At 62.9% G+C, this 22,010-nt stretch carries 21 protein-coding genes, 1 tRNA gene and 1 pseudogene; 12 read left to right on the top strand and 11 right to left on the bottom strand.

Annotated features, from left to right (window positions below; translation table 11 throughout):
• Nucleotides 1–21: 21 nt before the first annotated feature.
• The gene (locus LVY71_RS05190; protein WP_235098720.1) at nucleotides 22–639 is read left to right on the top strand and encodes a cysteine hydrolase family protein; all 618 of its coding nucleotides are present in this window, start codon (nucleotides 22–24) and stop codon (nucleotides 637–639) included.
• 108 nt (nucleotides 640–747) lie between these two features.
• On the top strand, nucleotides 748–1,950 hold the full coding sequence (locus LVY71_RS05185; RefSeq protein WP_235098718.1) for an MFS transporter: 1,203 nt from the start codon (nucleotides 748–750) through the stop codon (nucleotides 1,948–1,950).
• On the opposite strand, the gene LVY71_RS05180 is transcribed toward LVY71_RS05185, so the two are convergent.
• The 3 genes from LVY71_RS05180 to LVY71_RS05170 form a co-directional block, all read right to left on the bottom strand.
• Nucleotides 1,947–2,345 (bottom strand): gamma-glutamylcyclotransferase family protein, encoded by a 399-nt coding sequence (locus LVY71_RS05180; protein WP_235098716.1) that lies wholly within the window; start codon nucleotides 2,343–2,345, stop codon nucleotides 1,947–1,949. The genes LVY71_RS05185 and LVY71_RS05180 overlap by 4 nt on opposite strands.
• 77 nt (nucleotides 2,346–2,422) lie before the next feature.
• Complete coding sequence (locus LVY71_RS05175) at nucleotides 2,423–3,238, bottom strand: transglutaminase-like domain-containing protein (protein WP_235098714.1); 816 nt, start codon at nucleotides 3,236–3,238, stop codon at nucleotides 2,423–2,425.
• Nucleotides 3,232–4,134 (bottom strand): transglutaminase family protein, encoded by a 903-nt coding sequence (locus LVY71_RS05170; RefSeq protein ID WP_235100018.1) that lies wholly within the window; start codon nucleotides 4,132–4,134, stop codon nucleotides 3,232–3,234. Before LVY71_RS05170 ends, LVY71_RS05175 begins: the two co-directional genes overlap by 7 nt.
• A 111-nt stretch (nucleotides 4,135–4,245) precedes the next feature.
• Here LVY71_RS05170 and LVY71_RS05165 point away from each other — a divergent pair, with 111 nt between their 5' ends.
• Complete coding sequence (locus tag LVY71_RS05165) at nucleotides 4,246–5,055, top strand: N-formylglutamate amidohydrolase (RefSeq protein ID WP_235098712.1); 810 nt, start codon at nucleotides 4,246–4,248, stop codon at nucleotides 5,053–5,055.
• Nucleotides 5,056–5,086: 31 nt separating this feature from the next.
• Here the strand turns inward: LVY71_RS05165 and LVY71_RS05160 are convergent, their stop codons facing one another.
• Nucleotides 5,087–6,052, bottom strand: coding sequence for a DUF3592 domain-containing protein (locus LVY71_RS05160; RefSeq protein ID WP_235098710.1), 966 nt, complete (start codon nucleotides 6,050–6,052; stop codon nucleotides 5,087–5,089).
• Nucleotides 6,053–6,180: 128 nt separating this feature from the next.
• On the opposite strand from LVY71_RS05160, the gene LVY71_RS05155 reads away from it, so the two are divergent.
• The 4 genes and pseudogenes from LVY71_RS05155 to LVY71_RS05140 all read left to right on the top strand — a co-directional run.
• Nucleotides 6,181–6,495 (top strand): ArsR/SmtB family transcription factor, encoded by a 315-nt coding sequence (locus LVY71_RS05155; protein ID WP_235100017.1) that lies wholly within the window; start codon nucleotides 6,181–6,183, stop codon nucleotides 6,493–6,495.
• Nucleotides 6,488–6,973, top strand: coding sequence for an SRPBCC family protein (locus LVY71_RS05150; RefSeq protein WP_235098709.1), 486 nt, complete (start codon nucleotides 6,488–6,490; stop codon nucleotides 6,971–6,973). The genes LVY71_RS05155 and LVY71_RS05150 overlap by 8 nt, the downstream gene beginning before the upstream one ends.
• Nucleotides 6,970–7,422, top strand: coding sequence for an SRPBCC family protein (locus LVY71_RS05145; RefSeq protein ID WP_235098706.1), 453 nt, complete (start codon nucleotides 6,970–6,972; stop codon nucleotides 7,420–7,422). Before LVY71_RS05150 ends, LVY71_RS05145 begins: the two co-directional genes overlap by 4 nt.
• A 48-nt stretch (nucleotides 7,423–7,470) precedes the next feature.
• Nucleotides 7,471–7,584 (top strand): annotated as a pseudogene (locus tag LVY71_RS05140) (SRPBCC family protein); the annotation flags it as partial.
• On the opposite strand, the gene LVY71_RS05135 reads toward LVY71_RS05140, so the two are convergent.
• The 5 genes from LVY71_RS05135 to LVY71_RS05115 all read right to left on the bottom strand — a co-directional run bounded on the left by LVY71_RS05135 (nucleotide 7,573) and on the right by LVY71_RS05115 (nucleotide 13,163).
• Nucleotides 7,573–8,355, bottom strand: a complete 783-nt coding sequence (locus LVY71_RS05135) for a DUF2189 domain-containing protein (RefSeq protein ID WP_235098704.1) — start codon at nucleotides 8,353–8,355, stop codon at nucleotides 7,573–7,575. The pseudogene LVY71_RS05140 and the gene LVY71_RS05135 overlap by 12 nt on opposite strands.
• Nucleotides 8,356–8,434: 79 nt before the next feature.
• Entirely contained in the window at nucleotides 8,435–10,045 is a 1,611-nt protein-coding gene (locus LVY71_RS05130) for an acyl-CoA synthetase (protein WP_235098701.1), read from the bottom strand.
• 130 nt (nucleotides 10,046–10,175) lie between these two features.
• A complete protein-coding gene (locus tag LVY71_RS05125; protein WP_235098699.1) occupies nucleotides 10,176–10,631 on the bottom strand; it encodes a GatB/YqeY domain-containing protein in 456 nt (151 codons plus the stop codon).
• Nucleotides 10,632–10,720: 89 nt separating this feature from the next.
• On the bottom strand, nucleotides 10,721–11,422 hold the full coding sequence (locus tag LVY71_RS05120) for an alpha/beta fold hydrolase (protein ID WP_235098697.1): 702 nt from the start codon (nucleotides 11,420–11,422) through the stop codon (nucleotides 10,721–10,723).
• A gap of 145 nt (nucleotides 11,423–11,567) precedes the next feature.
• Nucleotides 11,568–13,163, bottom strand: a complete 1,596-nt coding sequence (locus tag LVY71_RS05115; RefSeq protein WP_235098696.1) for an AMP-binding protein — start codon at nucleotides 13,161–13,163, stop codon at nucleotides 11,568–11,570.
• 155 nt (nucleotides 13,164–13,318) lie between these two features.
• On the opposite strand from LVY71_RS05115, the gene carA reads away from it, so the two are divergent.
• Entirely contained in the window at nucleotides 13,319–14,509 is a 1,191-nt protein-coding gene (gene carA / locus LVY71_RS05110; protein ID WP_235098693.1) for a glutamine-hydrolyzing carbamoyl-phosphate synthase small subunit, read from the top strand.
• Between the two features lie 38 nt (nucleotides 14,510–14,547).
• On the opposite strand, the gene LVY71_RS05105 is transcribed toward carA, so the two are convergent.
• Nucleotides 14,548–16,095, bottom strand: a complete 1,548-nt coding sequence (locus LVY71_RS05105) for a cation:proton antiporter (RefSeq protein ID WP_235098691.1) — start codon at nucleotides 16,093–16,095, stop codon at nucleotides 14,548–14,550.
• A 145-nt stretch (nucleotides 16,096–16,240) separates the two neighbouring features.
• On the opposite strand from LVY71_RS05105, the gene LVY71_RS05100 reads away from it, so the two are divergent.
• Nucleotides 16,241–16,684 (top strand): PaaI family thioesterase, encoded by a 444-nt coding sequence (locus tag LVY71_RS05100; RefSeq protein WP_235098689.1) that lies wholly within the window; start codon nucleotides 16,241–16,243, stop codon nucleotides 16,682–16,684.
• 3 nt (nucleotides 16,685–16,687) lie between these two features.
• Here LVY71_RS05100 and LVY71_RS05095 read toward each other — a convergent pair whose 3' ends face one another.
• Complete coding sequence (locus tag LVY71_RS05095; RefSeq protein WP_235098687.1) at nucleotides 16,688–17,209, bottom strand: Dps family protein; 522 nt, start codon at nucleotides 17,207–17,209, stop codon at nucleotides 16,688–16,690.
• A 166-nt stretch (nucleotides 17,210–17,375) separates the two neighbouring features.
• Here LVY71_RS05095 and LVY71_RS05090 point away from each other — a divergent pair, with 166 nt between their 5' ends.
• The 3 genes from LVY71_RS05090 to carB all read left to right on the top strand — a co-directional run bounded on the left by LVY71_RS05090 (nucleotide 17,376) and on the right by carB (nucleotide 21,901).
• Nucleotides 17,376–18,071 carry a class I SAM-dependent methyltransferase gene (locus tag LVY71_RS05090; RefSeq protein ID WP_235098685.1) on the top strand — a complete coding sequence of 232 codons (696 nt, stop codon included), beginning with the start codon at nucleotides 17,376–17,378 and terminating at the stop codon, nucleotides 18,069–18,071.
• A gap of 74 nt (nucleotides 18,072–18,145) precedes the next feature.
• Nucleotides 18,146–18,221, top strand: a tRNA-OTHER gene (locus tag LVY71_RS05085).
• A gap of 215 nt (nucleotides 18,222–18,436) precedes the next feature.
• Nucleotides 18,437–21,901: a carbamoyl-phosphate synthase large subunit gene (carB, locus tag LVY71_RS05080; RefSeq protein WP_235098683.1), complete on the top strand. Its 3,465-nt coding sequence runs from the start codon at nucleotides 18,437–18,439 to the stop codon at nucleotides 21,899–21,901.
• Nucleotides 21,902–22,010: the final 109 nt, after the last annotated feature.

Below are 22,010 nucleotides of genomic sequence, written 5' to 3'. Positions count from 1 at the left end.
ATCGCTTCACAGGAAACGACCATGACCGCACAAACCCTGCTCCAGATCGCCGGCGCACCGCTGCATCCGAGCCCGCTCGACAAATCCGCCCTCGTCATCATCGACGCCCAGGTCGAATACACCAAGGGCAAGCTGCCTCTGGAGGGCGTCGATGCCGCCATTGTGGAAGCCGCCAAGCTGTTGACGCTGGCGCGCAACTCCGGCGTTCCGGTATTTCATATCGTGCAGCACGCGCCCTCGGGCCGTCCGCTGTTTGCGGAAGACGGCCCCACCGCCGCGATCGTCCAGCTTCTGACACCGGCCGCGGGCGAAGTCGTGGTGCGCAAGAACCTGCCGAATGCCTTTGCGAGCACCGACCTCGATGCGCTGATCAAGAGCACCGGCCGGACCGAGCTGATCCTCGCAGGCTTCATGACGCATATGTGCGTCAGCGCCACCGCGCGCGCCGCGCTCGATCTGAAGTACCGCACCACCGTGGTCGCCAATGCCACCGCGTCACGCGATCTGCCCGATCCGCTCGGCGGCACGATCCCGGCGAGCGTGGTGCATCGCGTAGCGCTGACCGAACTGGCGGACCGCTTCGCCATCGTGGTGAAGGACACCGCGGCGCTGACTGCGGGAGCAAAGGCCGTCGCCTGATCGTGACTGTTTCGACCTTTGGCTAATCTTGCCGCGGCCGCTTCAGCGACTACGTAGGGAGCGTCATTCCCTCCCCGCCTGTCGCCCGGCGAGCTTCGCGAGATCTGCATGTCATCCACGCCGCATGAGGCCGCGCCGGTTCCAGCGCCCGGCCCCTGGCTTGTTTTCGCCCTCGCCATCGCCTGCGGCGCCACCGTCGCCAACATCTACTACGCGCAGCCACTGATCGGGCCGATCAGCCAGTCGCTTGGCCTCGACATTTCGGCGGCGGGCCTGATCGTGACGACCTTGCAGATCGGTTACGTGGCCGGCCTGTTTTTCCTCGTGCCACTCGGCGATCTGGTCGAAAACAAGCGGCTGATCCTGATCCTGCTCGGCGGCCTCATCTTCAGCCTGATCGCCGCGACGCTGTCCACGCGGCCCGCGATTTTCATCGCATGCTCGCTGCTGCTGGGTCTCACCGCCAGTGCGACGCAGGTGATCGTGCCGATGGCGGGTCATCTGGCGCCGGAGCGCATTCGCGGCAAGACGGTCGGCAGTGTGGTGAGCGGCCTTTTATTCGGCATCCTGCTGGCGCGGCCGGTGTCAACGCTGATCGGTGGCGAGTTCGGCTGGCGCGTGATGTACAACATCTCCGCCGCCATCATGTGCGCCACACTGGTGATGCTGGTCTTCGTGCTGCCGCGGCGAAACCCGTCGCCCGGCGTAAGTTACGCGCGGCTGATCGGCTCGCTTTGGCATCTGCTGCTGACGGAGCCGGTGTTGCAGCGCCGCGCCGCCTATCAGGCGTTTCTGTTCGGCGCCTTCACGCTGTTCTGGACCTCGCTGCCGCTGCTGCTGCAGGCACCGCCGTTCGCGCTCGGACATCTGGCGCTCTCCGCCGTGATGCTGAGCGGCATTGCCGGCGCATTCGTCGCGCCCTACATCGGGCACCTGGCCGATCGTGGCCACAGCCGCAGGATCACCGGCATCGCCATCGGCCTGGTCGCGCTGGCCTTCGTGCTGACATGGCTGGGCGGTGCGCATTCGGTGGCGATTTTCGTCATCGCCGGTATCGCGCTCGATGCCGGCGTGCAGGCCAATCTCGTGATCGGCCAGCGCGCGATCTTCAACCTGCATCCCGATATCCGCAGCCGGCTGAATGCGCTGTATCTCGCCGTGTCGTTCCTCGGCGGCGCGCTCGGATCGGCGTTGAGCGGCTATGCGGTCGCACACGGCGGCGTGGCGACGTTCAGCGTGATCGGACTGGCATTCGCGCTGGTGACGGCGGCGCTGTTCGCAACGGAATTCCGCGCGCGCCGCAATCCTTAAGCCGGACCCTCGCTAAACCGGCCCGACACGATCCGTTTGAGGCGCTCGACCGGCTGATTGTAGATATAGATCCACACCTCGACCTGCGGTCCAGAGGACAGGATCACGGGCTGGAGCAGCCGCAGATATGGCGTCGGCTCGGGATCGTCCGGCCCGCAGCCTTCGTACCGGTCAAGCTCCGTCAGCAGCTCACGGTCGTGCACCGTATAGACATCGCCGAACACCCACTCGTCCGCCGCGCTGGACGCAATCACGCCGGGATAATGCGTGACGCGATAAAGCCGGCCATTGTATCGGGCGGGCCCCTCATACGTGGCGCGCTGCTTCAGTTCGCGCGCCAAGGCATGCGAGGAGCTTCGCATCAACGTGCCATATACGAACAAGCGATCCGTCATTATACACAAATCCGAACGATCTGATTTGCGTTGTCAATGCGTGCTCTCGCGAAAGCTAGTTGCGGCTGGGGATAAGCCTAAGCGGCTTCGTCGACCTCGTCGCTGATGATCACGAATTTCTGCAGATCCATCCGTCCGAACGTTGTCGAAATCGCCACATCGGCGGCGTCGCGCCCGGTGCCCATCAGGATACGGCCGATGCGCGGTTTGTTGTGGCGCGCGTCGAATGTATACCACTTGCCGGACAGGTAGACTTCATACCAGCCGGACAGATCCATCGGCGCGGGATCCGGCGGAATGCCGATATCGCCCATGTAGCCGGTGACATAGCGCGCCGGAATGTTCATGCAGCGGCACAGCGTCAGCGCCAGATGCGCGAAGTCACGGCAGACGCCCTGCTGCTCCTGAAACACATCGAAGGCGGATTTGGTCGGCCGCGCGTGCTCGTAGCCGAAGCTCACGTGATTGTGCACCCACGCATTGATCGCCTGCACCCGCTCCCAGCCGGGCCGGGTATTGCCGAACTGCGCCCACGCGAAATCGGTCAGCCGGTCGGTCTCGCAGTAACGGCTCGCCATCAGGTAGAGCAGCACCTCATCGGGCAATTGCTCGACCGGCATCTGCTGCGCCTCCGGCACGATCGCATCGGGGAGGCCGGTATCACGAACCAGCGCGTCGAGCTTGAACGTAATGCCGCCCGGCGGCGCGGTGAGCCGCCCGCAGATGTTGCCGAACGTGTCGTGATAATAGCGGATGCGCACGTCCGGCTCGGTGATGATGGTTTCCTCGCCCACGATATCTTTTGCACGCGACGGATGAACCCGCATCATGATCACCATCGGGGTCTCCGCCACGGCGAAATAGGAAATTTCGAATCCGATCCTGATCAGCATGCCGCCTGAACCTTTACTTCTTCACCAACCGAGACAACGTGAATGGTGACATCCATTCCGAGATGGGCGTCGGCAGGGCCGACATAGGTGCCGTGAAGCGGGATCGCCTGATGCGGATCGCGCGCCACCGCGACGCGAATGAGATCGCGGTTGCCGACGATGCCGTTGGTCGGATCGAACTCGACCCAGCCCGCGCCCGGCAGGTAGGCCCGCACCCAGGCGTGGGTGTTGCCGCCGCCGACATAGCCGTGGGCTTCGTCGCCGGGAATGAAGATGTAACCGCTGACGAAACGCGCCGCGATGCCGAGCCGCCGCAACGCCTCGATCATAAACAGCGCGAAATCGCGGCAGGTGCCGGAGCCGGTGCCCAGCGTGTCGAGCGGATGCTGGGTGCCGTGTTCGTGGCGCTTGCGATAGCGGAATTGCGCCCGCACCGCGTGAGTCATGCCGACCAGCAGATCGAGCGTCCTGGTTCGGGGGCCTTCGCTTAGAAACTGCAGCGCCCACGCCGCCAGCGCGCCATCCGGATCGCTGTATTGGGGCGTCATCGACGGGGTCAAGTCCGGCAATTCCTCCGCATCGTAGGCGAATGGATAGTAGTAGGCGTCGTCACCCGGCGACAGGACGACCTCATCCAGCGGGTAGTGCTCGACGGTGATGGTGCTGTCGAACACCAGCCGGTCGGATTCCGAATCGAAATCAGCGATGGCGACACTGTTGCCGAACACGTCGTGAATCCACCGCAGCGACGAGGGCTTCGGCGAAATATCGAGCTGGCTGGACAGCACGCGGCAGTCATGGCCGTCGCGGGGACGCAGCATGACCCGGTGCTCGCCGAAGCCGACCGGGCGGTCGTAGCGATACTCGGTCTTGTGGTGAATCGTCAGCAGGGGCATCGTGTCATTCGGGGCGGCTGTGGTCATGTGCTCAAATCGTACAGGCTATTCGGCTGCATTTCCGGCTAATTGTTGGGCTTGAATGCCGCAGCGCTAGGCAACAAAGACAAAATGACCCTGCCCGAGACAAGCGACACCTTACGACTCCTGGACGGCGGCGAAGTTCCCCCGGTCATCGAGGAAAACGCCGAAAGCCGCTCGCCGTTCTTCTTCACCTGCGATCATTACGGGCGGCTGATTCCGCGCGCGCTAGGCGACCTCGGCGTTCACGCCGGCGAGCTGGAGCGTCATATCGCCTGGGACATTGGCATCGCCGGCGTCGCAACGCAGCTGGCAAGGGAAATGGACGTCCACCTGATCGCGCAGCGCTATTCGCGGCTCGTGATCGACTGCAACCGGCCGTTCGACAGTCCCGGCTCGATTCCGCTCATCAGCGAGGCCACGGAAATTCCGGGCAACGGCGGACTGACACGCGAGCAGATCGCCGCGCGGCAACGCGCGATCTTCGCGCCCTATCACGCGCGCATCACGCAGGCGCTGGATCAACGCAAGGCAAACGGACTGCCGACCATTCTGGTGGCGCTACATTCGTTCACGCCAGTCTATGCCGGCATCGCGCGCCCCTGGCACATCGGCACACTGTACCATCGCGACGACCGGCTGCCGCATCTGTTGCGCGACCTGTTGCGCCACGAAGGCGACCTCGTGGTCGGCGATAACGAGCCTTACGCGGTGAGCGACGCCACCGACTACACCATTCCGGTGCATGGCGAGCAGCGCGGGCTGATGAACACCGGCATCGAAATCCGGCAGGACCTGATCGCGGACCAGTCCGGCCAGCATCAATGGGCGGAGCGGCTGGCGCGGCTGTTCCGCGAGATCGAGGAACACCTGCACGCCAAGAAGCTGATGCCGGCCTGACAGCGGCCGGATCGCAGCGCGCGCGATGACGTCACGGCCTTGTGGCGACAAAGACCGCCATCGCCCAGAGCACGGCCACGATCACCCACACCACCCAGATTCCTCTTGCGCGCGGCTCCAGCACCGATTCCGACGGATTAGCGGGATTGACGTAAACATCCACCGTCTGACCATCCCGATAGCGCTTCACCCAGCGCTGCACCGCGCCATCGGATGTCGAGGACACCTCGCCGCTAATCGAGGCGACGGTGCCGGTATAGTCCATGCCGTTGAAGCTGTAGGTGTAGCTGATCTTCGCCTTGAACATGATCCGGCCGCGGCGATTGTCCTCCGGTGCGCTGCGAAACCGCTCCAGGCCCGATGTGGCAATCGTGCCCTTCACCGTCGGCCAGTGCCGCGCCTGACGCGCATGGCGCTGGATGGCAAGCGCGACCAGCGCCATCACCGCACCGAATGCGCCGAGCGCCACCGTCAGCGGCGCATTGGCTGCGCGCGTGGAGGCAAACTCGGTCACTTTGTTGAAGCCGATCGCAGAGCCGAACACCAGCACAACCGCGATCGCCACCATCCAGCCGATGCAACCCCACAGGCCCTTCGGCAGGTCGCGCTCCAGCACCGCTTCGCTGCGCTTGTTCGGATTGTAGTAGACGGTCACCGGCTTGCCGACCGGATAACGCGCGATCGTCTCCGCGACCTCGAAATTTCCGCGGTCCTCTCCGATGGTTACCCGGTTGTTGCGATAGGTCTGCCCGGCGATGACATACTGATAGGTGACATTGGCGAAGTTGCGTTCCTCGTAGTAGTGCCCCTCTTCGCGATTGCCATCGATCACCTTCACCTTGCGCACTTGCGGGGCCGAGATCACCACCTCGCCCGGCACGCTCGGCCAATCGCTCGCGGCGCGCACCTCAAAGGACTTGTAGATCGCGGCGAATACGATGAGGCCCACCGGGGCCAGCAGCATCGCGTAAACGAACCAGGGAATATCCGGCAGCATTCTCTTCTCGAAATGAAAACCATCCAACCCTGAGACGCGTCCCGCGGGCAAGTGGTTCATCGAAGAAATAGCGGCCTCTGTGTATAGCCCCTTGACAGGCAACCATTTGGTTGCCTATTATCCTGACCATGGATGAAGTCTTCAAGGCACTGGCGGATGCGTCGCGACGCTCGTTGCTGGACCGGCTTCATGCGCGCAACGGTCAGACGCTGCTCGAACTCTGCGACGGCCTTGCCATGACGCGGCAGGCCGTGACCAAGCACCTTGCGATTCTGGAAGCGGCCAATCTCGTGACCTCGATCAGGCATGGCCGCGAGAAGCTGCATTACCTCAATCCCGTGCCGATCCACGAGATCGGCGAACGGTGGATCAGGAAATTCGAGCGCGGCAAGCTCGCCGCGCTCAGCGAGTTGAAACGGCAACTGGAGAAGCGTGATGCGTAAGCCAGATTTCATCTATGTGATCTATATCCAGACCTCTGCAGACAAGCTTTGGAATGCCCTCATCGATCCGGAGATGACGAAGGACTACTGGTGGCGGCATCGCAACCGATCAGACTGGAAGGAAGGCTCCACGTGGAGTCACGAGAATTACGACGATCCGGCAAAGGTCGATATCGTCGGCACGGTGATCGAGAGCAAACCGCCCCACCGTCTTGTCCTGACCTGGGCCAATCCCGCGAAGGCCTCGGACCCGAGCAAGGTGTCGCGCGTCACCTTCGACATCGAAGCCCTCAATCATGAAGTCCGCCTGACCGTGACGCATGACGAAACCTATCCGGAGATGCTGAAGGCGATCTCGGGCGGATGGCCAGCCGTGCTGTCGAGCCTGAAGACCATGCTAGAGACCGGCAAAGCGCTGCCGATGGCGCTGGATCGCCAGCCGATCAAGGCACCTGAAGCAACGGGAGCCGCGTCATGAGCAAGCCCGAATTCGTTTACACCACCTACATCAGGACCACGCCGGACAAGCTCTGGCACGCGCTGACCGACGCGGACTTCACCCGCAAGTACTGGATGGACTGCACCCTGACCTCGGACTGGAAGGCCGGTTCGCGGATGACGATGGAGCGCGGCGGTGAGGTCAAGAACGACTGCGTGATCCTGGAATCCGATCCGCCCCGCAGACTTTCCTATAGCTGGGTATCGATCTTCGATGAGGAGATGAAAAGAGAAAAGCCTTCGCGCGTAACCTACGTCATTGAGCCGCGCGGCGATATGATCAAGCTCGTAGTCACGCATGAAGGCTTCGCGGACGACAGCAAAACCCTGCAGAGCATTTCCACCGGATGGCCAATGGTGCTGTCGAGCCTCAAGAGCATTCTCGAAACCGGAAAGCCGCTGATCATCGATCCGGCGAAAGATGCGTAAGGGGTCGTGATGGACATCAGCAAGTTCTGGCCATCCCTCGTCTAATCGATCTACATCGCTTCGACGCCGGAGAATATCTGGGAAGCACTGACGTCGGCGGAATACAGCCGTCAGTACTTCTCGGGTTTCGGCGTCGAGGTGCAGCGCGCGTCAGGCTTCCGGCAGCGGCGCCACGATGCGGCGATAGAGGTGCCATGTCGTGTGGCCAAGCACCGGCAACGTCACCACCAGCCCGAGGAAATACGGCATCGCCGAGACCACCAGCAACATCACGATGATCGCCGCCCAGGCGATCATCGGCAGCGGGCTCATGACCACGGCACGCACGCTGGTGATCATTGCAGTGACGAAATCGACGTCCCGGTCCAGCAGCAGCGGAAACGACACCACGGTCAGCGAGAACAGGATCAGCGACAGCACCGCGCCCTCGATATTGCCGATCAGCAGAAACAGCAGCCCCTCGTTGGTGGTCAGCACCACCGTGATAAAATCGCGGATGCTGGCGAACGACGCGCTGACGCCGAGGATCAGCGCGATCAGCAGCCGGACCTGGTACATCCACACCACGAACACGAACAGCGTGACGAAGGCCATCCATCCGATCTCGGCGCGCGAGGTAATGGCCGACCAGATATCACGCGGCGTCGGGCGCTGGCCCGCTTCCAGCCGGCGGCTCACCTCATAAAGACCGATGGCCACGAACGGCCCGATCAGCGCGAAGCCCGCCGCGAGCGGATAGGCGAGATAGACCATGCCGAGCGCGGTGAGGCTGAGCATGATCGCGATGCCGCCACCGGCGTAGAGCGCGCCGAACGCAAGCCCATAGAGCGGCGCAGCCTGGAAGTCGCGCAGGCCGCGGCTGAATGCCTCGGCAATATCAGCGGCCGTGATGCGCCGCACCACAGGATCAATCTTCCCCGAAACCGATGCCATGGCTGCCCCCAGCGTCACACACGATGGCGCATTCATGCAGGCGTGCGCGGCGCGATGATTGATTCAGGTCAAACTGCCGTCAGCCGAGCGTCCGCAATTCCCGCCGTAGCACCTTGCCGGTCGCCGTCATCGGCAAAGTGTCCGCGAACTGGATGTGGCGCGGATATTCGTGCGCGGCGAGTTGCACCTTGACGAAATCCTGAATCTCTTTGGCGAGCGCATCGCTTGCGGCGAAACCGGGACGCAGCACGATCCACGCCTTGATCGCCTCGGTGCGGATCGGATCGGGAATCCCGACCACGGCCGACATCGCCACCGCCGGATGCTTCATCAATGTATGTTCGATTTCGGATGGACCGATCCGGTAACCGGCGCTGGTGATCACGTCGTCCTCGCGGCTGACGTACCAGAAATAGCCGTCGTCATCCTGCACCCCGAGATCGCCGGTCAGCAGGAAGCCGCCGGCGACTTTCTTCGCGGTCGCGTCCGGATTTTTCCAGTATTCGATCATCGCCACCGGATTGGGCACGCGCACACCGATGACGCCGCGCTGGCCGCGCGGCTGGATCTCGCCCTTCTCATTGACGATCTGCACATCGAAGCCCGGCGTCGGCTTGCCCATCGATCCCGGCTTGATGGGAAACAGGTTGGAATTGTTGCCGACCACGAGATTGCATTCGGTCTGGCCGTAGATTTCATGCGCATTGACGCCGAACGTAGCGCGCACCCAGTCAAGCAGTTCGGCGCCGAGCGACTCGCCGCCGGTGAAGATGCTGCGCAGCTTCACGCCGTCGCGCTTCACCTCTGCCTGCCGCATCAGCTTCAACGCGGTCGGCGGCAGAAACACGTTGCGCACGCCGTGATCCGCCATCAGTTGCATCGCCGCCTGCGGCTCGAACTTCCTGGCGCGATGACCGAGCATCGGCACGCCGTGATACCACGCCGGAAACAGCGCATCGAATAGCCCGCCGATCCAGGCCCAGTCCGCCGGGGTCCACATCAGGTCGCCGGGCTTGGGGAAGAAATCGTGCGCCATCTCGACATTCGGCAAGTGGCCGAGCAGCACGCGATGGGCGTGCAGGGCCCCCTTGGGATTTCCGGTTGTACCTGACGTGTAGATGATGATGGCGGGATCGTCGGCGCTGGTATCGACGGTCGAAAAATCCTCCGACGCATCCTCGATGGCCTGCCAGAACGATTTGGCGCCCGCATGAAGCGCGCCGCTGGTGACATAGATGTCCTGGAGATGAGGCAGACGGTCGCGAATTTTCGACAGCTTCTCCCAGCCGCCTTCGTCGGTGATGACCGCTTTCGCGCCGGAATTGGAGAGGCGGAATTCCAGCGCGTCCTCGCCGAACAGCGTGAACAGCGGCACCGAGACGAGGCCAGAGCGGAACGCGGCAAGATGCGCGATCGGCAGTTCGACCGACTGCGACAGGAACACCGCAACGCGATCGCCGCGCGCGAGGCCGTCGGCCTTCAGTACGTTGGCGAAGCTCTTCGACAGCGCGCTGATCTCGTCGAACGACAGCCGCTGCGTGCCGCCGTCCTCGTCGACATAGATCAGCGCGAGCTTGCCGGAGCCGTCGGCATGGCGGTCGCAGCAGGCGGTCGCCATGTTGAACCTCGCCGGAATCTCCCAGCGGAAGTTCTTGTAAAGCTCGTCGTAGTTGTCGGTTTCGGTGAGCATGGGAGCCTTCGTCTCTTATTCAACGAGCAAACCCCGCCTCCGGGTGAGGGGCACACTTGAAAAACCCCTCACCCGCTCGCCTGACGGCTCGCGACCTCTCCCCGCAAGCGGGGAGAGGTGAAGAAAGATGTCACCCCGCCAGCGCGGCCTTCACCAGTCCGCTGGCCTTGCCGAAATCCATCTGCCCGGCGTACTTCGCTTTCAGCGCAGCGATCACCTTGCCCATGTCTTTCATGCCGGCGGCGCCGGTTTCCGTCACGGTTGCGGCGATGGCGGCCTTCACTTCATCATCGGACATCTGCTTCGGCAGATAGGCCGAGATCACCGCGATCTCCTCGCGCTCCTGCGCGGCAAGCTCCGGACGGCCGCCCTTGTCGTAGAGCGCGACCGATTCTTGACGCTGCTTGATCATCTTTTGCAGCAGCCCGAGAATATCCTCGTCGGACAGCGGCGGCTTGCTTTGCCCGCGCGCCTCGATGTCGGCATTCTTGAGCGACGAGTTGATCATGCGCAGCGTCGAGAGCTTGCGTTCCTCCTTCGCTCTCATCGCGTCCTTGACGGCGTTGTTGATGTCATCGCGCAGCATCCGGCCTCCTTGCGGCATCAGCGGCCGCCTCGTTCAAATCGGGTTGCCGCTGATTTAGGGCGTTTTGCGCGCCCGCACAACCAACGGCGCTACATCTCCAGCCAGTCGAGCAGCGCATCGGTCATCGCCTGCGGCTTCTCGAGTTGCGGGAGATGGCCGCAATCCGGGATCGTGACCAGCTTCGCGCCTGCGATGCCGGCGGCGATCTCGGTCGAAAACTCGTTCGGGACCATGTTGTCGGTGTCGCAGGTCAGCACCAGCGTCGGGCATTTGATCTGCGTCAGTGTCGGCCGCGAATCGGCCCGCGTCATGATCGCCTCGAGCTGCCAGACGAAGGCGTCGGGTCCGACATCATCGGCCATGTCGAGGACGATCCGGTGCAAACCCGCATCCCGCGCCAGCGCCGGATGCACGAACTTCTCGAACAGGCGGTCCATCACCGTGCGGTAACCGCCCGCCTTGACCTCGGCGATCCAGCTGCGGCGGCGCTCGGTTGCTTCCGGCGTCTCCGGCCGCGCCGAGGTGTTGAGCAGCGCCAGCCGTCCGATCCGCTCAGGCGCCTGCCGGAACATCTCCAGCGCGATGTAGCCGCCCATCGAATGACCGGCGAGTGCAAAGCGCAACGGCGCTTCCGCCAGAATGCGCCGCGCGATGGTGGCCATGTCGCCGCCGCGTGCATGATTGGCGAGATGTACCGGGGCTGCGCGCCATAGATCCGGAATCTGCAGCGCATAGATGCGCGGCGAACAGGCCAGACCGGGGACGAGCACGACGGGAAGCATGTTGAGCATGAGACGTTTCCTGTTCTGTCATTGCCGGGCTTGACCCGGCAATCCATCGCTTGAAAGGCTGCTTCTCAGGATAGATGCGCGGGTCAAGCCCGCGCATGACAACCTCAATGTGTCGCATGCATCGCGCGACGCCAGTTACAATCCATCACGCCACCCCCCGCTTGCGGCCTTCCCAGTAAGGCGCGCGCAGCGCCTTGCGGTCGATCTTGCCCAGCCCGGTGACCGGGATAGTGTCGACGAAATCGATGGTTTTCGGCGACCATGGCGCGCCGCGCTTGTCCTTCACATGGGCCTGAAGTTCGGCGGCGCCGGAATTTGCACCGGCCTTGAGAACGACAAATCCCTTCACCGCCTCGCCCCACTTGTCGTCCGGAATTCCGATCACCGCGGCGGACGCCACCGAAGGATGCGACATCAGCGCATCCTCGACCTCGCGCGGATAGATATTAAAGCCGCCGGAGATGATCATGTCCTTGGTGCGGTCGACGATATAGAAGTATCCCTCGTCGTCCTTCACCGCGACGTCGCCGGTGTGCAGCCAGCCGCCGCGCAACGTTTCGGCGTTGGCCTCCGGGCGTTTCCAGTAACCGTCCATCACCAGTGGCCCGCGCACGCAGATTTCGCCCGGCTCGCCGGTCGCGACTTCGCGCATTTCGGAATCGAACAACTTCACGTCGACGAACAGGCTGGGCCGGCCGCAGGAGCCGAGCCGGCCAGGCTTAGAGTCGTCATGGTCGATCTTGCGCATCGAGGTGATGACCTGCGGCGCTTCGGTCTGGCCGTAAAGCTGCACGAACACCTTGCCGAAAATTTTCATGCCTTCGCGCAGGCGGTCCGGCGACATGGGAGCGGCGCCATAGATGATCGTCTGCAACGACGACATGTCGTAGCGCGCGCGAAGATCGACGGCGTCGATCAGGGCATAGATCAGCGTCGGCACCAGCAGCGTGGTATTCATCTTTTCTTCGGCGACCACGCGGCAATAGGTTTCTGTCTCGAAGCCCTGCACCAGCCGCGCGTAGCCGCCGCGCATCATCACGGGGAACAGCGTGACTCCGGCGGCGTGGCTGATCGGCGTCGCGGCAAGATAGCGGATGTCCTGCGGCGGCCAGTCCCAGTCCGAGAACATCTGCAATGTCATGGTCATCAGCACGCGATGCGGCATCATTACGCCCTTGGAACGTCCCGTGGTGCCGCCGGTATAGGCGATGAAAGCCAGATCCGCCGCGCCACCTTCATCGACCAGTGGCGCGGGCTTCGCGGTCGACAGATCCGGCGACAGATCATGCGCGCCGGCCAGCGGACCGAACGACAGGAGATGCTTCAGGCCGCCGACGCGGGATTTGATCGCAAGCCCGCGCGCCCCGAATTTGCCGGCATCGACAATGAGCGCATCGACTTCGGCGTCCTCGATAATGAAGGCGTGATCGTCCTCCGCTGCCATCGGATGCAGCGGCGTGTAGCGCATGCCCATCACCATGGCGGCACAGATCGCGGCCCACGATTCTGCGCGATTGCCGGACAGGATCGACAGCGCATTGCCCTTCTTCAGGCCAAGCGAACGGAATACAGTGATGAAGCGGCCCATCGCGTCACCGAATTCGCGGTAGCTCCAGTTGACGTTGCCGTCGGCAAGCGCCGGCCGGTCGCCGAACCGCGCCACCGCGTTGATGATGAGGCTTCCCATCGTGCCGCCCGAATGAAGCTGCGCAAAATCCGTTGCGTTCGCCGCCATATTCATGAGGTGTCTCCAAACCCGCCTGCGGCTCTTTTCGAATGGCCGCGCGGGGCGCAGATTAGGGAGCGTTCGGCGGCTGTCAAATATGTGCAAATGGCATGAATTTCCGGCCCTTCTGCCTTTGACGCGCCGCGGCACAGGGGTTATGTGATGCACTTATGACGACATCAGACAATTCCTCAGCCTGGCCGGACCTGAAACCGACCGCGCTCCTCGTGCTCGCCGATGGCACCGTGCTGGAAGGCTTCGGCCTCGGCGCGGAAGGCCAGGCGGTCGGCGAAGTCTGCTTCAACACGGCGATGACCGGTTACGAGGAAATCCTCACCGATCCGTCCTATGCCGGGCAGCTCATCACCTTCACATTTCCCCATATCGGAAATGTCGGAACCAACGACGAAGACATCGAAACGGTGAACATGGCGGCGACGCCGGGCGCGCGCGGCGTCATCCTGCGCGCGGGCATCACCGATCCGTCGAACTATCGCTCCGCGAAGCATCTCGACGCCTGGCTGAAGGCACGCGGCATCATCGGCATCGCCGGCATCGACACCCGCGCGCTCACCGCGTTGATCCGCAGCAAGGGCATGCCCAACGCCGTGATCGCGCATGCGCACAACGGCCAGTTCGATCTGCATGGCCTGAAGGAAGAGGCGCGCGAATGGCCCGGCCTCGAGGGCATGGACCTCGTGCCGATGGTGACCAGCGCCCAGCGCTTTAACTGGGACGAGACGCCGTGGGAATGGAACAAGGGCTTCGGCATTCAGGACAAGCCGGAGTTCAACGTCGTCGCCATCGACTACGGCATCAAGCGCAACATCCTGCGGCTGCTCGCGGGAGAAGGCTGCAAGGTCACGGTCGTCACCGCGAAGACTTCGGCCGAAGACATTCTGGCGATGAAGCCGGACGGCGTGTTCCTGTCGAACGGCCCCGGCGATCCGGCGGCGACCGGCGAATACGCCGTGCCGGTCATCAAGAAGGTGATCGAGTCCGGCACACCGACCTTTGGAATTTGTCTGGGCCACCAGATGCTTGGCCTCGCGCTGGGCGGCAAGACCATGAAGATGCATCAGGGCCATCACGGCGCCAACCATCCGGTAAAGGATCTCACGACCGGCAAGGTCGAGATCACCTCGATGAACCACGGCTTCGCGGTGGACAAGACCACGCTGCCGAAGAACGTCACTCAGACGCATATCTCGCTGTTCGACGATTCGAACTGCGGCATCGCGCTGAACGACAAGCCCGTGTTCTCGGTGCAGTATCATCCCGAGGCGTCGCCCGGCCCACGTGACTCCCACTACCTCTTCCGGCGATTCTCGGACCTGATGCGCGAGAAGAAGCGGGCGTAACATTTTGCTTCCTCTCCCTCGTGGGAGAGGGAAGCAGCTCACGCTTCCGTCGCGCTGAGTTCGGCCCAGTCGAACTCCTCTTCCAAAAGATGAAACGCGTCGTCGCCGATCTCACCGGACTCGCGCATCTCGAACAGCACCCGCCGCGCGGCGCTGATCGCCTGACGCCGCAGCGGGTCGGCGGGCAATTCGCTCGATGTCAGGCCGTCCGGATTGCTTTCCGCCTTGTCCAGCATCTGCCGGTACTCGAGCCGCAGCAGTTCCGCCTCGGCGGAGGTGTTGCCGTCGAACGACTCCAGCGCGGCATGGAAAGCGGCGCGGCGCGCCCATCCCACTTCATGTCCCACGGGATCGCCGTCATCGAGCGCGAGCCACGCCACCAGCGGCCGCAGCGTCAGTCCTTGAATGACCAGCGTGCCGAGCACAACGCCGAACGCCGTCAGCAGGATCAGGTCGCGATAGGGAAATCGTTCCGGCAATGCGAAGGCGGCCGCGAGCGTGACGATGCCGCGCATGCCGCACCATGACATCAGCACGCCGCCCTTCACGCTCGGCCGTGTCTCGGACAGGCGCCGCGGCCTGAATCCGAAATAGGCGATCGTCCCGCGCAGCACCGTGTTGTAACCCATCACCCAAATGATCCGGGTCAGGATCACCGTCGCCAGCACCGCCGCAGCGATGATGAAGTAATCGTGACGAACCGAGGTTTCGAGATTCTCCAGGATCGGCCGCAACTGCATTCCGATCAGCACGAACGCCATGACATTCAGCAGGAACACCACCGTTTCCCACACCGCATAGGACGGCACCCGCAACCGCGGCGACGTCTGCATCGGCACGCTACGCGCCATCGTAATGGCATAGACCACGATGGTGAGAATTCCGGACAACGCAAAATGTTCGGCGATGATCCAGACCGTGAACGTCCCGGCGAACTGCATGATGATGGAGGTCGGCACGTCCGTGATGCGGGCGGTCGCGAGCATCGACACCTTTGCGAACACGTAGCCAACGATCAGACTTCCTGCCAGCGCGACCGCCAGCGCAGGAACGACATCGTTCACCTTCAGCGACGACGCCAGCGCTGCGCCGACTGCGACACGATAGATCAGCAGCGCGCTGGCATCGTTGAGCAGGCTCTCGCCTTCGAGAATTTTCAGGACGCGGTAAGGCAGCTTGATACTGCGCAGCACCGCGGTGGCCGCTGCCGCATCGGGCGGCGCAACGATGGCGCCCAGAGCAATCGCCGCGGCCCACGGCATTCCCGGCATCAGCCAGTGCGCGACGAATGCGACCGCTGCGGTGGTGACGCCGACCGCGGCCAGCACCAGCATCGTGACCGGAAGCCAGTTGTCGCGCAGATCGCGCAACGAAGTGTCGAACGCGGCGTCGAGCAGCACCGGCGCCACGAACAGCGCCAGCGCGAGGTCAGGCTCCAGCGTCCAGTCCGGCGCATTGGGAAGAAACGCGATACCGACGCCGCCGAGCGCCAGAAACGTCGGATACGGCACGCCAATCCGCCGCGCCAGCGCCGACAGCAGCATGGCACCTAGCATCAGGCCGATGAACCATTCGAATGCGTGCAAGTGATCCGCTCCCTGGCAAATTCATTGTAGGCGATGAACTATTCTTCAGCAAAGCATCACGCCGCCGGTGACCTGGCTTGCGGGCGGGGGTCGAAGATTCTAGTTTGAAATGACAATCATCATTTAAAATCGCGAGCACGATCAGATGACATCCGCGCCCATGTCCGGCTTCGATTTCTTCAACGGCATCAAGAATGGCACGGTGCCACCGCCGCCGATGGCGCAACTGTTCGGGATCGACATCGTCGAGGTTGCCCCCGGCCATATCGTGCTGACCGCGACACCGAAACCTGAACACAATAATCCGATGGGGATCACCCACGGCGGCTACGCCGCGGTGCTGCTCGACACCTGCATGGGCGGCGCGATCCATTCGTCGCTCAAACCCGGTCAGGGCGTGGTCACGCTCGAATACAAGATCAGCTTCATGCGGCCGATGTCGCCGAAAACCGGCGTGGTGCGCGGCGAAGGCCGCGTCATCCATGCCGGCCGTCAGGCAGGAATGGCGGAGGGACGCCTGTTCGATTCCACAGGCAAGCTCATGGCTCACGGCACAACAACCTGCCACATCGTTCAAATGGCGGAGTAGACGTTACGCCTCGTTGCCGCCTTCCTGACGGGTGGCCTCGAACAGAAACCAGGTGCGCCGCTCGGTTTCGTCGATGAAATTCTCCAGCAGGCTGGCGGATGCAACATCCTCGGCATCATCGCAGACTTTGTGCGCCTTGCGCATCGCAGCCGCGACCTTCTTGTTGTCTTCCATCAGCTCACGCAGCATTTCGCGCGGCGGCACGAATTTCTCGTCATTGTCCTTGAGTGTCTGAAGCTTAGCGATATGGCCGATCGAACGGATGGTGGCGCCCCCGATCTTGCGAACGCGCTCGGCCAACTGGTCTGTGGTGGCGAAAATCTGGTCGGACTGCTCGTCGAGAAGCAGGTGATAGTCGCGGAAATGCCTGCCGCTGATGTGCCAGTGGAAATTCTTTGTCTTCAGATAAAGCGCAAAGGCGTCGGCCAGCAATGTATTGAGCGCGGTGGATACCTTGGCGACGCCGGAGGCGTCCAGATCAGTCGGGGTGTCGAGTTCCGGATTTGCAGTCTTGGTTTTACTCACGGCGAACCTTCCTGTTAGGAGGAGGAATAGAGACGAACATGGACATCGTTCGTCTGACGATCTAACCCATCCTAGGCCCGCCGGTTCCCCGGCTGGAACCCTCATTTTAAGGCACCCTTTTCCCGAAAAGCTCAGGTCTCGGGGGCGTGCCTACCCGGACAGACACATGGACGACTGGATCGACTATTACGATTCCACGCATACGATTTATGTCAGCAAGCTGCATCGCGACGTCCATTTTCGCGTGATCGCCAATGACATTCTCGAATATGTGCCATCGCCGGACGCCGTGGTGCTGGACTATTCCTGCGGCGAGGCGCTGTTCGCGGCGCAGGTCGCAGCCGCCTGCCAAAAGCTCATTCTGGCCGAACCCGCCCCCGGCGTGCGCGGCCGCCTCACCGCCCGCTTCGGGCCGAACCCGAAAATCGCGGTCAGCTCGCTCGACGATCTTCAGCAATTGTCGAACGGATCGGTCGATCTGGCGGTGATGATTTCGGTGGCCCAATATATGACACCCGCCGAACTCGACCGGGCCTTTGCCCTGATGCGGCGCGTGCTGAAACCCGGCGGCAGACTGGTGGTCGGCGACATTCTGCGTCCCGAGGTGGGGGCGGCGGCGGACGTGACGGCTCTGCTCAAACTGGCCGCCAAAAACGGCTTCCTCAGCGACGCGCTGTGGGGACTGGCGCGCACAGCGCTGTCGGACTACTGGCAGCTGCGCCAGAGCATCGGACTGCAACGCTATAGCGCAACGGACATGATCGCGAAGCTGAATGCCGCCGGCTTCACGGCATCGCTGGCCAAAACCAATGTGGGCTACAACCCGGCGCGCATGACATTCGTGGCCACGGCCGGCACATAAGCGAAATGGCACGCGGTTAACGTTAAAAAGACGTCCCGATGGACATCACATATCCATACGGTAACTTTGTACCCGGCCCGGTGGCGGAAGCGTCGACGCGGAAGCTGTGCAAAGCTTTTTATCCTGGTTCAAGTCCAGGCCGGGCCTCCAACCTCCCCTGCATCGCTCCGGCGGCCAATATCGCCGCAATCTGCGTAAAATTGCCGGTTGATCGCGGCTTTAAAGGCCTTTCACCGCTCTGGAATCTGGTCTAAAGACACCCCCGCGCGCATGGCTACCCCCAAGCGCCGGGTTCAAAGGACGCGCGGACGCGCGCCCTTTTTTTATGCCCAGTTTCCAGCTTCGATCTCCTGCCGTGAGACTTAATGCCTAAAAGAACCGACATCTCGACGATCCTCATCATCGGCGCCGGCCCCATCGTGATCGGCCAGGCCTGCGAATTCGACTATTCCGGGACCCAGGCGGTCAAAACGCTCCGCGAAGAGGGCTATCGCATCGTCCTCGTCAATTCCAATCCCGCCACCATCATGACGGACCCGGAACTGGCGGACGCGACCTATATCGAACCGATCACGCCGGAAATCGTCGCCAAGATCATCGAGAAGGAACGCCACGTCATTCCGGGCGGCTTCGCGCTGCTGCCGACCATGGGCGGCCAGACCGCGCTGAACTGCGCGCTCAGCCTGCGCAAGCAGGGCACGCTGGAGAAATTCGACGTCGAGATGATCGGCGCCACCGCCGACGCCATCGACAAGGCCGAGGACCGGCAACTGTTCCGCGAGGCCATGACCAAGATCGGCCTCGAGACGCCGAAGTCGCGGCTGGCAAACGCCTCCGCGCTCAAGAAGTCCTATCGCGACAAGTATCTCGCCGAGAAGGAAAAGCTCACGGGCGACGCGCTCGCCGAGCACGAGCGGCAATGGACCCTCGGCGAGAACGACCGCCGCAAGCGCTATCAGGAGCACGCGCTCGGCGAAGCGCTGATGGCGCTGTCCGAAATCGGCCTGCCCGCGATCATCCGTCCATCCTTCACCATGGGCGGCACCGGCGGCGGCATCGCCTACAATCGCGAAGAGTTTCTCGACATTATCGAGCGCGGTCTGGATGCCTCGCCGACCAACGAAGTCCTGATCGAGGAATCCGTTCTCGGCTGGAAAGAATACGAGATGGAGGTTGTCCGCGACAAGAAGGACAACTGCATCATCATCTGCTCGATCGAGAACATCGATCCGATGGGCGTGCACACCGGCGACTCCATCACCGTCGCGCCGGCCCTCACCCTCACCGATAAAGAATACCAGATCATGCGCGACGCCTCGCTGGCGGTGCTGCGCGAGATCGGCGTCGAGACCGGCGGCTCCAACGTGCAGTTCGGCGTGAACCCCGCCGATGGCCGCATGGTCGTGATCGAAATGAATCCGCGCGTGTCGCGCTCCTCGGCGCTGGCCTCGAAAGCCACCGGCTTTCCGATTGCCAAGGTCGCAGCCAAGCTCGCGGTCGGCTACACGCTGGATGAAATCGCCAACGACATCACCGGTGGTGCCACGCCGGCGTCGTTCGAGCCGACCATAGATTACGTCGTCACCAAGATTCCGCGCTTCGCGTTCGAGAAATTCCCCGGTGCATCGACCACGCTGACCACCTCGATGAAGTCGGTCGGCGAGGTGATGGCGATCGGCCGCACCTTCCAGGAATCGTTGCAGAAGGCGTTGCGCGGTCTTGAGACCGGCCTGACGGGCCTCGACGAAATCGAGATCGAAGGCCTCGGCCAGAGCGACGACAAGAACGCCGTGCGCGCGGCGCTCGGCACGCCGACGCCCGACCGTCTGCTGCAGGTCGCGCAGGCCATGCGGCTCGGCTGGTCCAACGAAGACATCTTCACCTCGTGCAAGATCGATCCGTGGTTCCTCGCCGAAATGCGCGGCATCGTCGAGATGGAAGCCAAGATCAAGACCCACGGCCTGCCGGGCAACGCGCACAGCATGCGCACCCTGAAGGCGATGGGTTTCTCCGATGCGCGCCTCGCCGTGCTCTCCGGCAAGACCGAGGCCGAGGTCAAGTCGCTGCGGCGGACCATGAACGTGCGTCCGGTGTTCAAGCGCATCGACACCTGCGCGGCCGAGTTCGCCTCGCCTACCGCCTACATGTATTCGACCTATGAAGCGCCGTTCGCCGGCGCTGCCGCGGACGAAAGCGCGCCGTCGGACAAGAACAAGGTCATCATCCTCGGCGGCGGACCGAACCGGATCGGCCAGGGCATCGAGTTCGACTACTGCTGCTGCCATGCCTGCTTCGCGCTGCATGACGCCGGCTACGAAACCATCATGGTCAACTGCAATCCGGAGACGGTGTCGACCGACTACGACACCGCGGATCGGCTCTACTTCGAACCGCTGACCGCCGAAGACGTGCTGGAGATCATCGACACCGAACGCAGCAACGGCACGCTGCACGGCGTCATCGTCCAGTTCGGCGGGCAGACGCCGCTGAAGCTGGCGCGTGCGCTGGAAGATGCCAACGTTCCCATTCTCGGCACGTCGCCCGACGCCATCGATCTCGCCGAAGACCGCGACCGCTTCAAGCGCGTGCTCGACAAGTTGCGCCTGAAGCAGCCGAAGAACGGCATTGCCTATTCCGTGGAGCAGGCCCGCCTCATTGCCGGCGATCTCGGTCTGCCGCTCGTGGTGCGGCCATCCTATGTGCTCGGCGGCCGCGCCATGCAGATCATCCGCGAGGAGTCCCAGCTCGGCGATTACCTGCTCGGCACCTTGCCCGAACTGGTGCCCGCCGACGTCAAGGCGCGCTATCCCAACGACAAGACCGGCCAGATCAACACGGTGCTCGGCAAGAACCCGCTGCTGTTCGACCGCTACCTGTCGGACGCGACCGAAATCGACGTCGACTGCCTGTGCGACGGCAAAGACACCTTTGTCGTCGGCATTATGGAACACATCGAGGAAGCCGGCATTCATTCCGGCGATTCGGCCTGCTCGCTGCCGCCGCATTCGCTCGACGCCGCAATGATCGCCGAACTCGAACGCCAGACCCGCGAACTCGCGCTCGGCCTCGACGTGGTCGGCCTGATGAACGTGCAATACGCCATCAAGGACGGCGAGATCTACGTGCTGGAAGTCAATCCGCGCGCCTCGCGCACGGTGCCGTTCGTCGCCAAGGTGGTCGGCATTCCGGTCGCGAAGATCGCCGCGCGCATCATGGCCGGCGAGAAGCTCGCCGACTTCAAGCTGCAACCCCGCAAGCTCGGCCATGTCGGCGTCAAGGAATCGGTATTCCCGTTCGCGCGCTTCCCCGGCGTCGATACGGTGCTCGGCCCCGAAATGAAATCGACCGGCGAGGTTATGGGCATCGACCGCTCGTTCGCGGTCGCCTTCGCCAAGAGCCAGCTCGGCGGTGGCACGCGCGTACCGCGCAAGGGAACGGTGTTCGTGTCGGTCCGCGAGATCGACAAGGCGCGCATTCTCGACGCCGTGAAGGAACTGTCCTCGCTCGGCTTCAAGGTGATCGCCACCTCGGGCACACAGCGCTTCCTGGTGGAAAACGGCGTGCCGGCCGAAAAGATCAACAAGGTGCTGGAAGGCCGCCCGCATATCGTGGACGCCATCACCAACGGCGAGGTACAACTGGTTTTCAACACCACCGAGGGACCGCAGGCGCTGGCCGACAGCCGTTCATTGCGACGTGCTGCCCTCTTGCATAAAGTGCCATATTACACCACTCTTTCGGGTGCGCTGGCAGCCGCACAAGGTGTCCGGGCCTATTTGGGCGGGGATCTCGAGGTTCGGACCCTGCAAAGTTACTTCTCCGATCTCTGAATTTGTCGGGCCGGTCTCCGCGGCCGGCGTGCTATAAAGCGGAACCAATGGCGGGAACCGCCCGGCCGCGGCGATGTTCTCTTTTGTTCCCCTGCGGCGGCCCAATGCC

The organism is Bradyrhizobium sp. G127, from assembly GCF_021502575.1.
GTDB lineage: Bacteria > Pseudomonadota > Alphaproteobacteria > Rhizobiales > Xanthobacteraceae > Afipia.
Note: the sequence above shows the minus strand (reverse complement) of the source record. Positions and strands in the feature narration are given on the sequence as shown.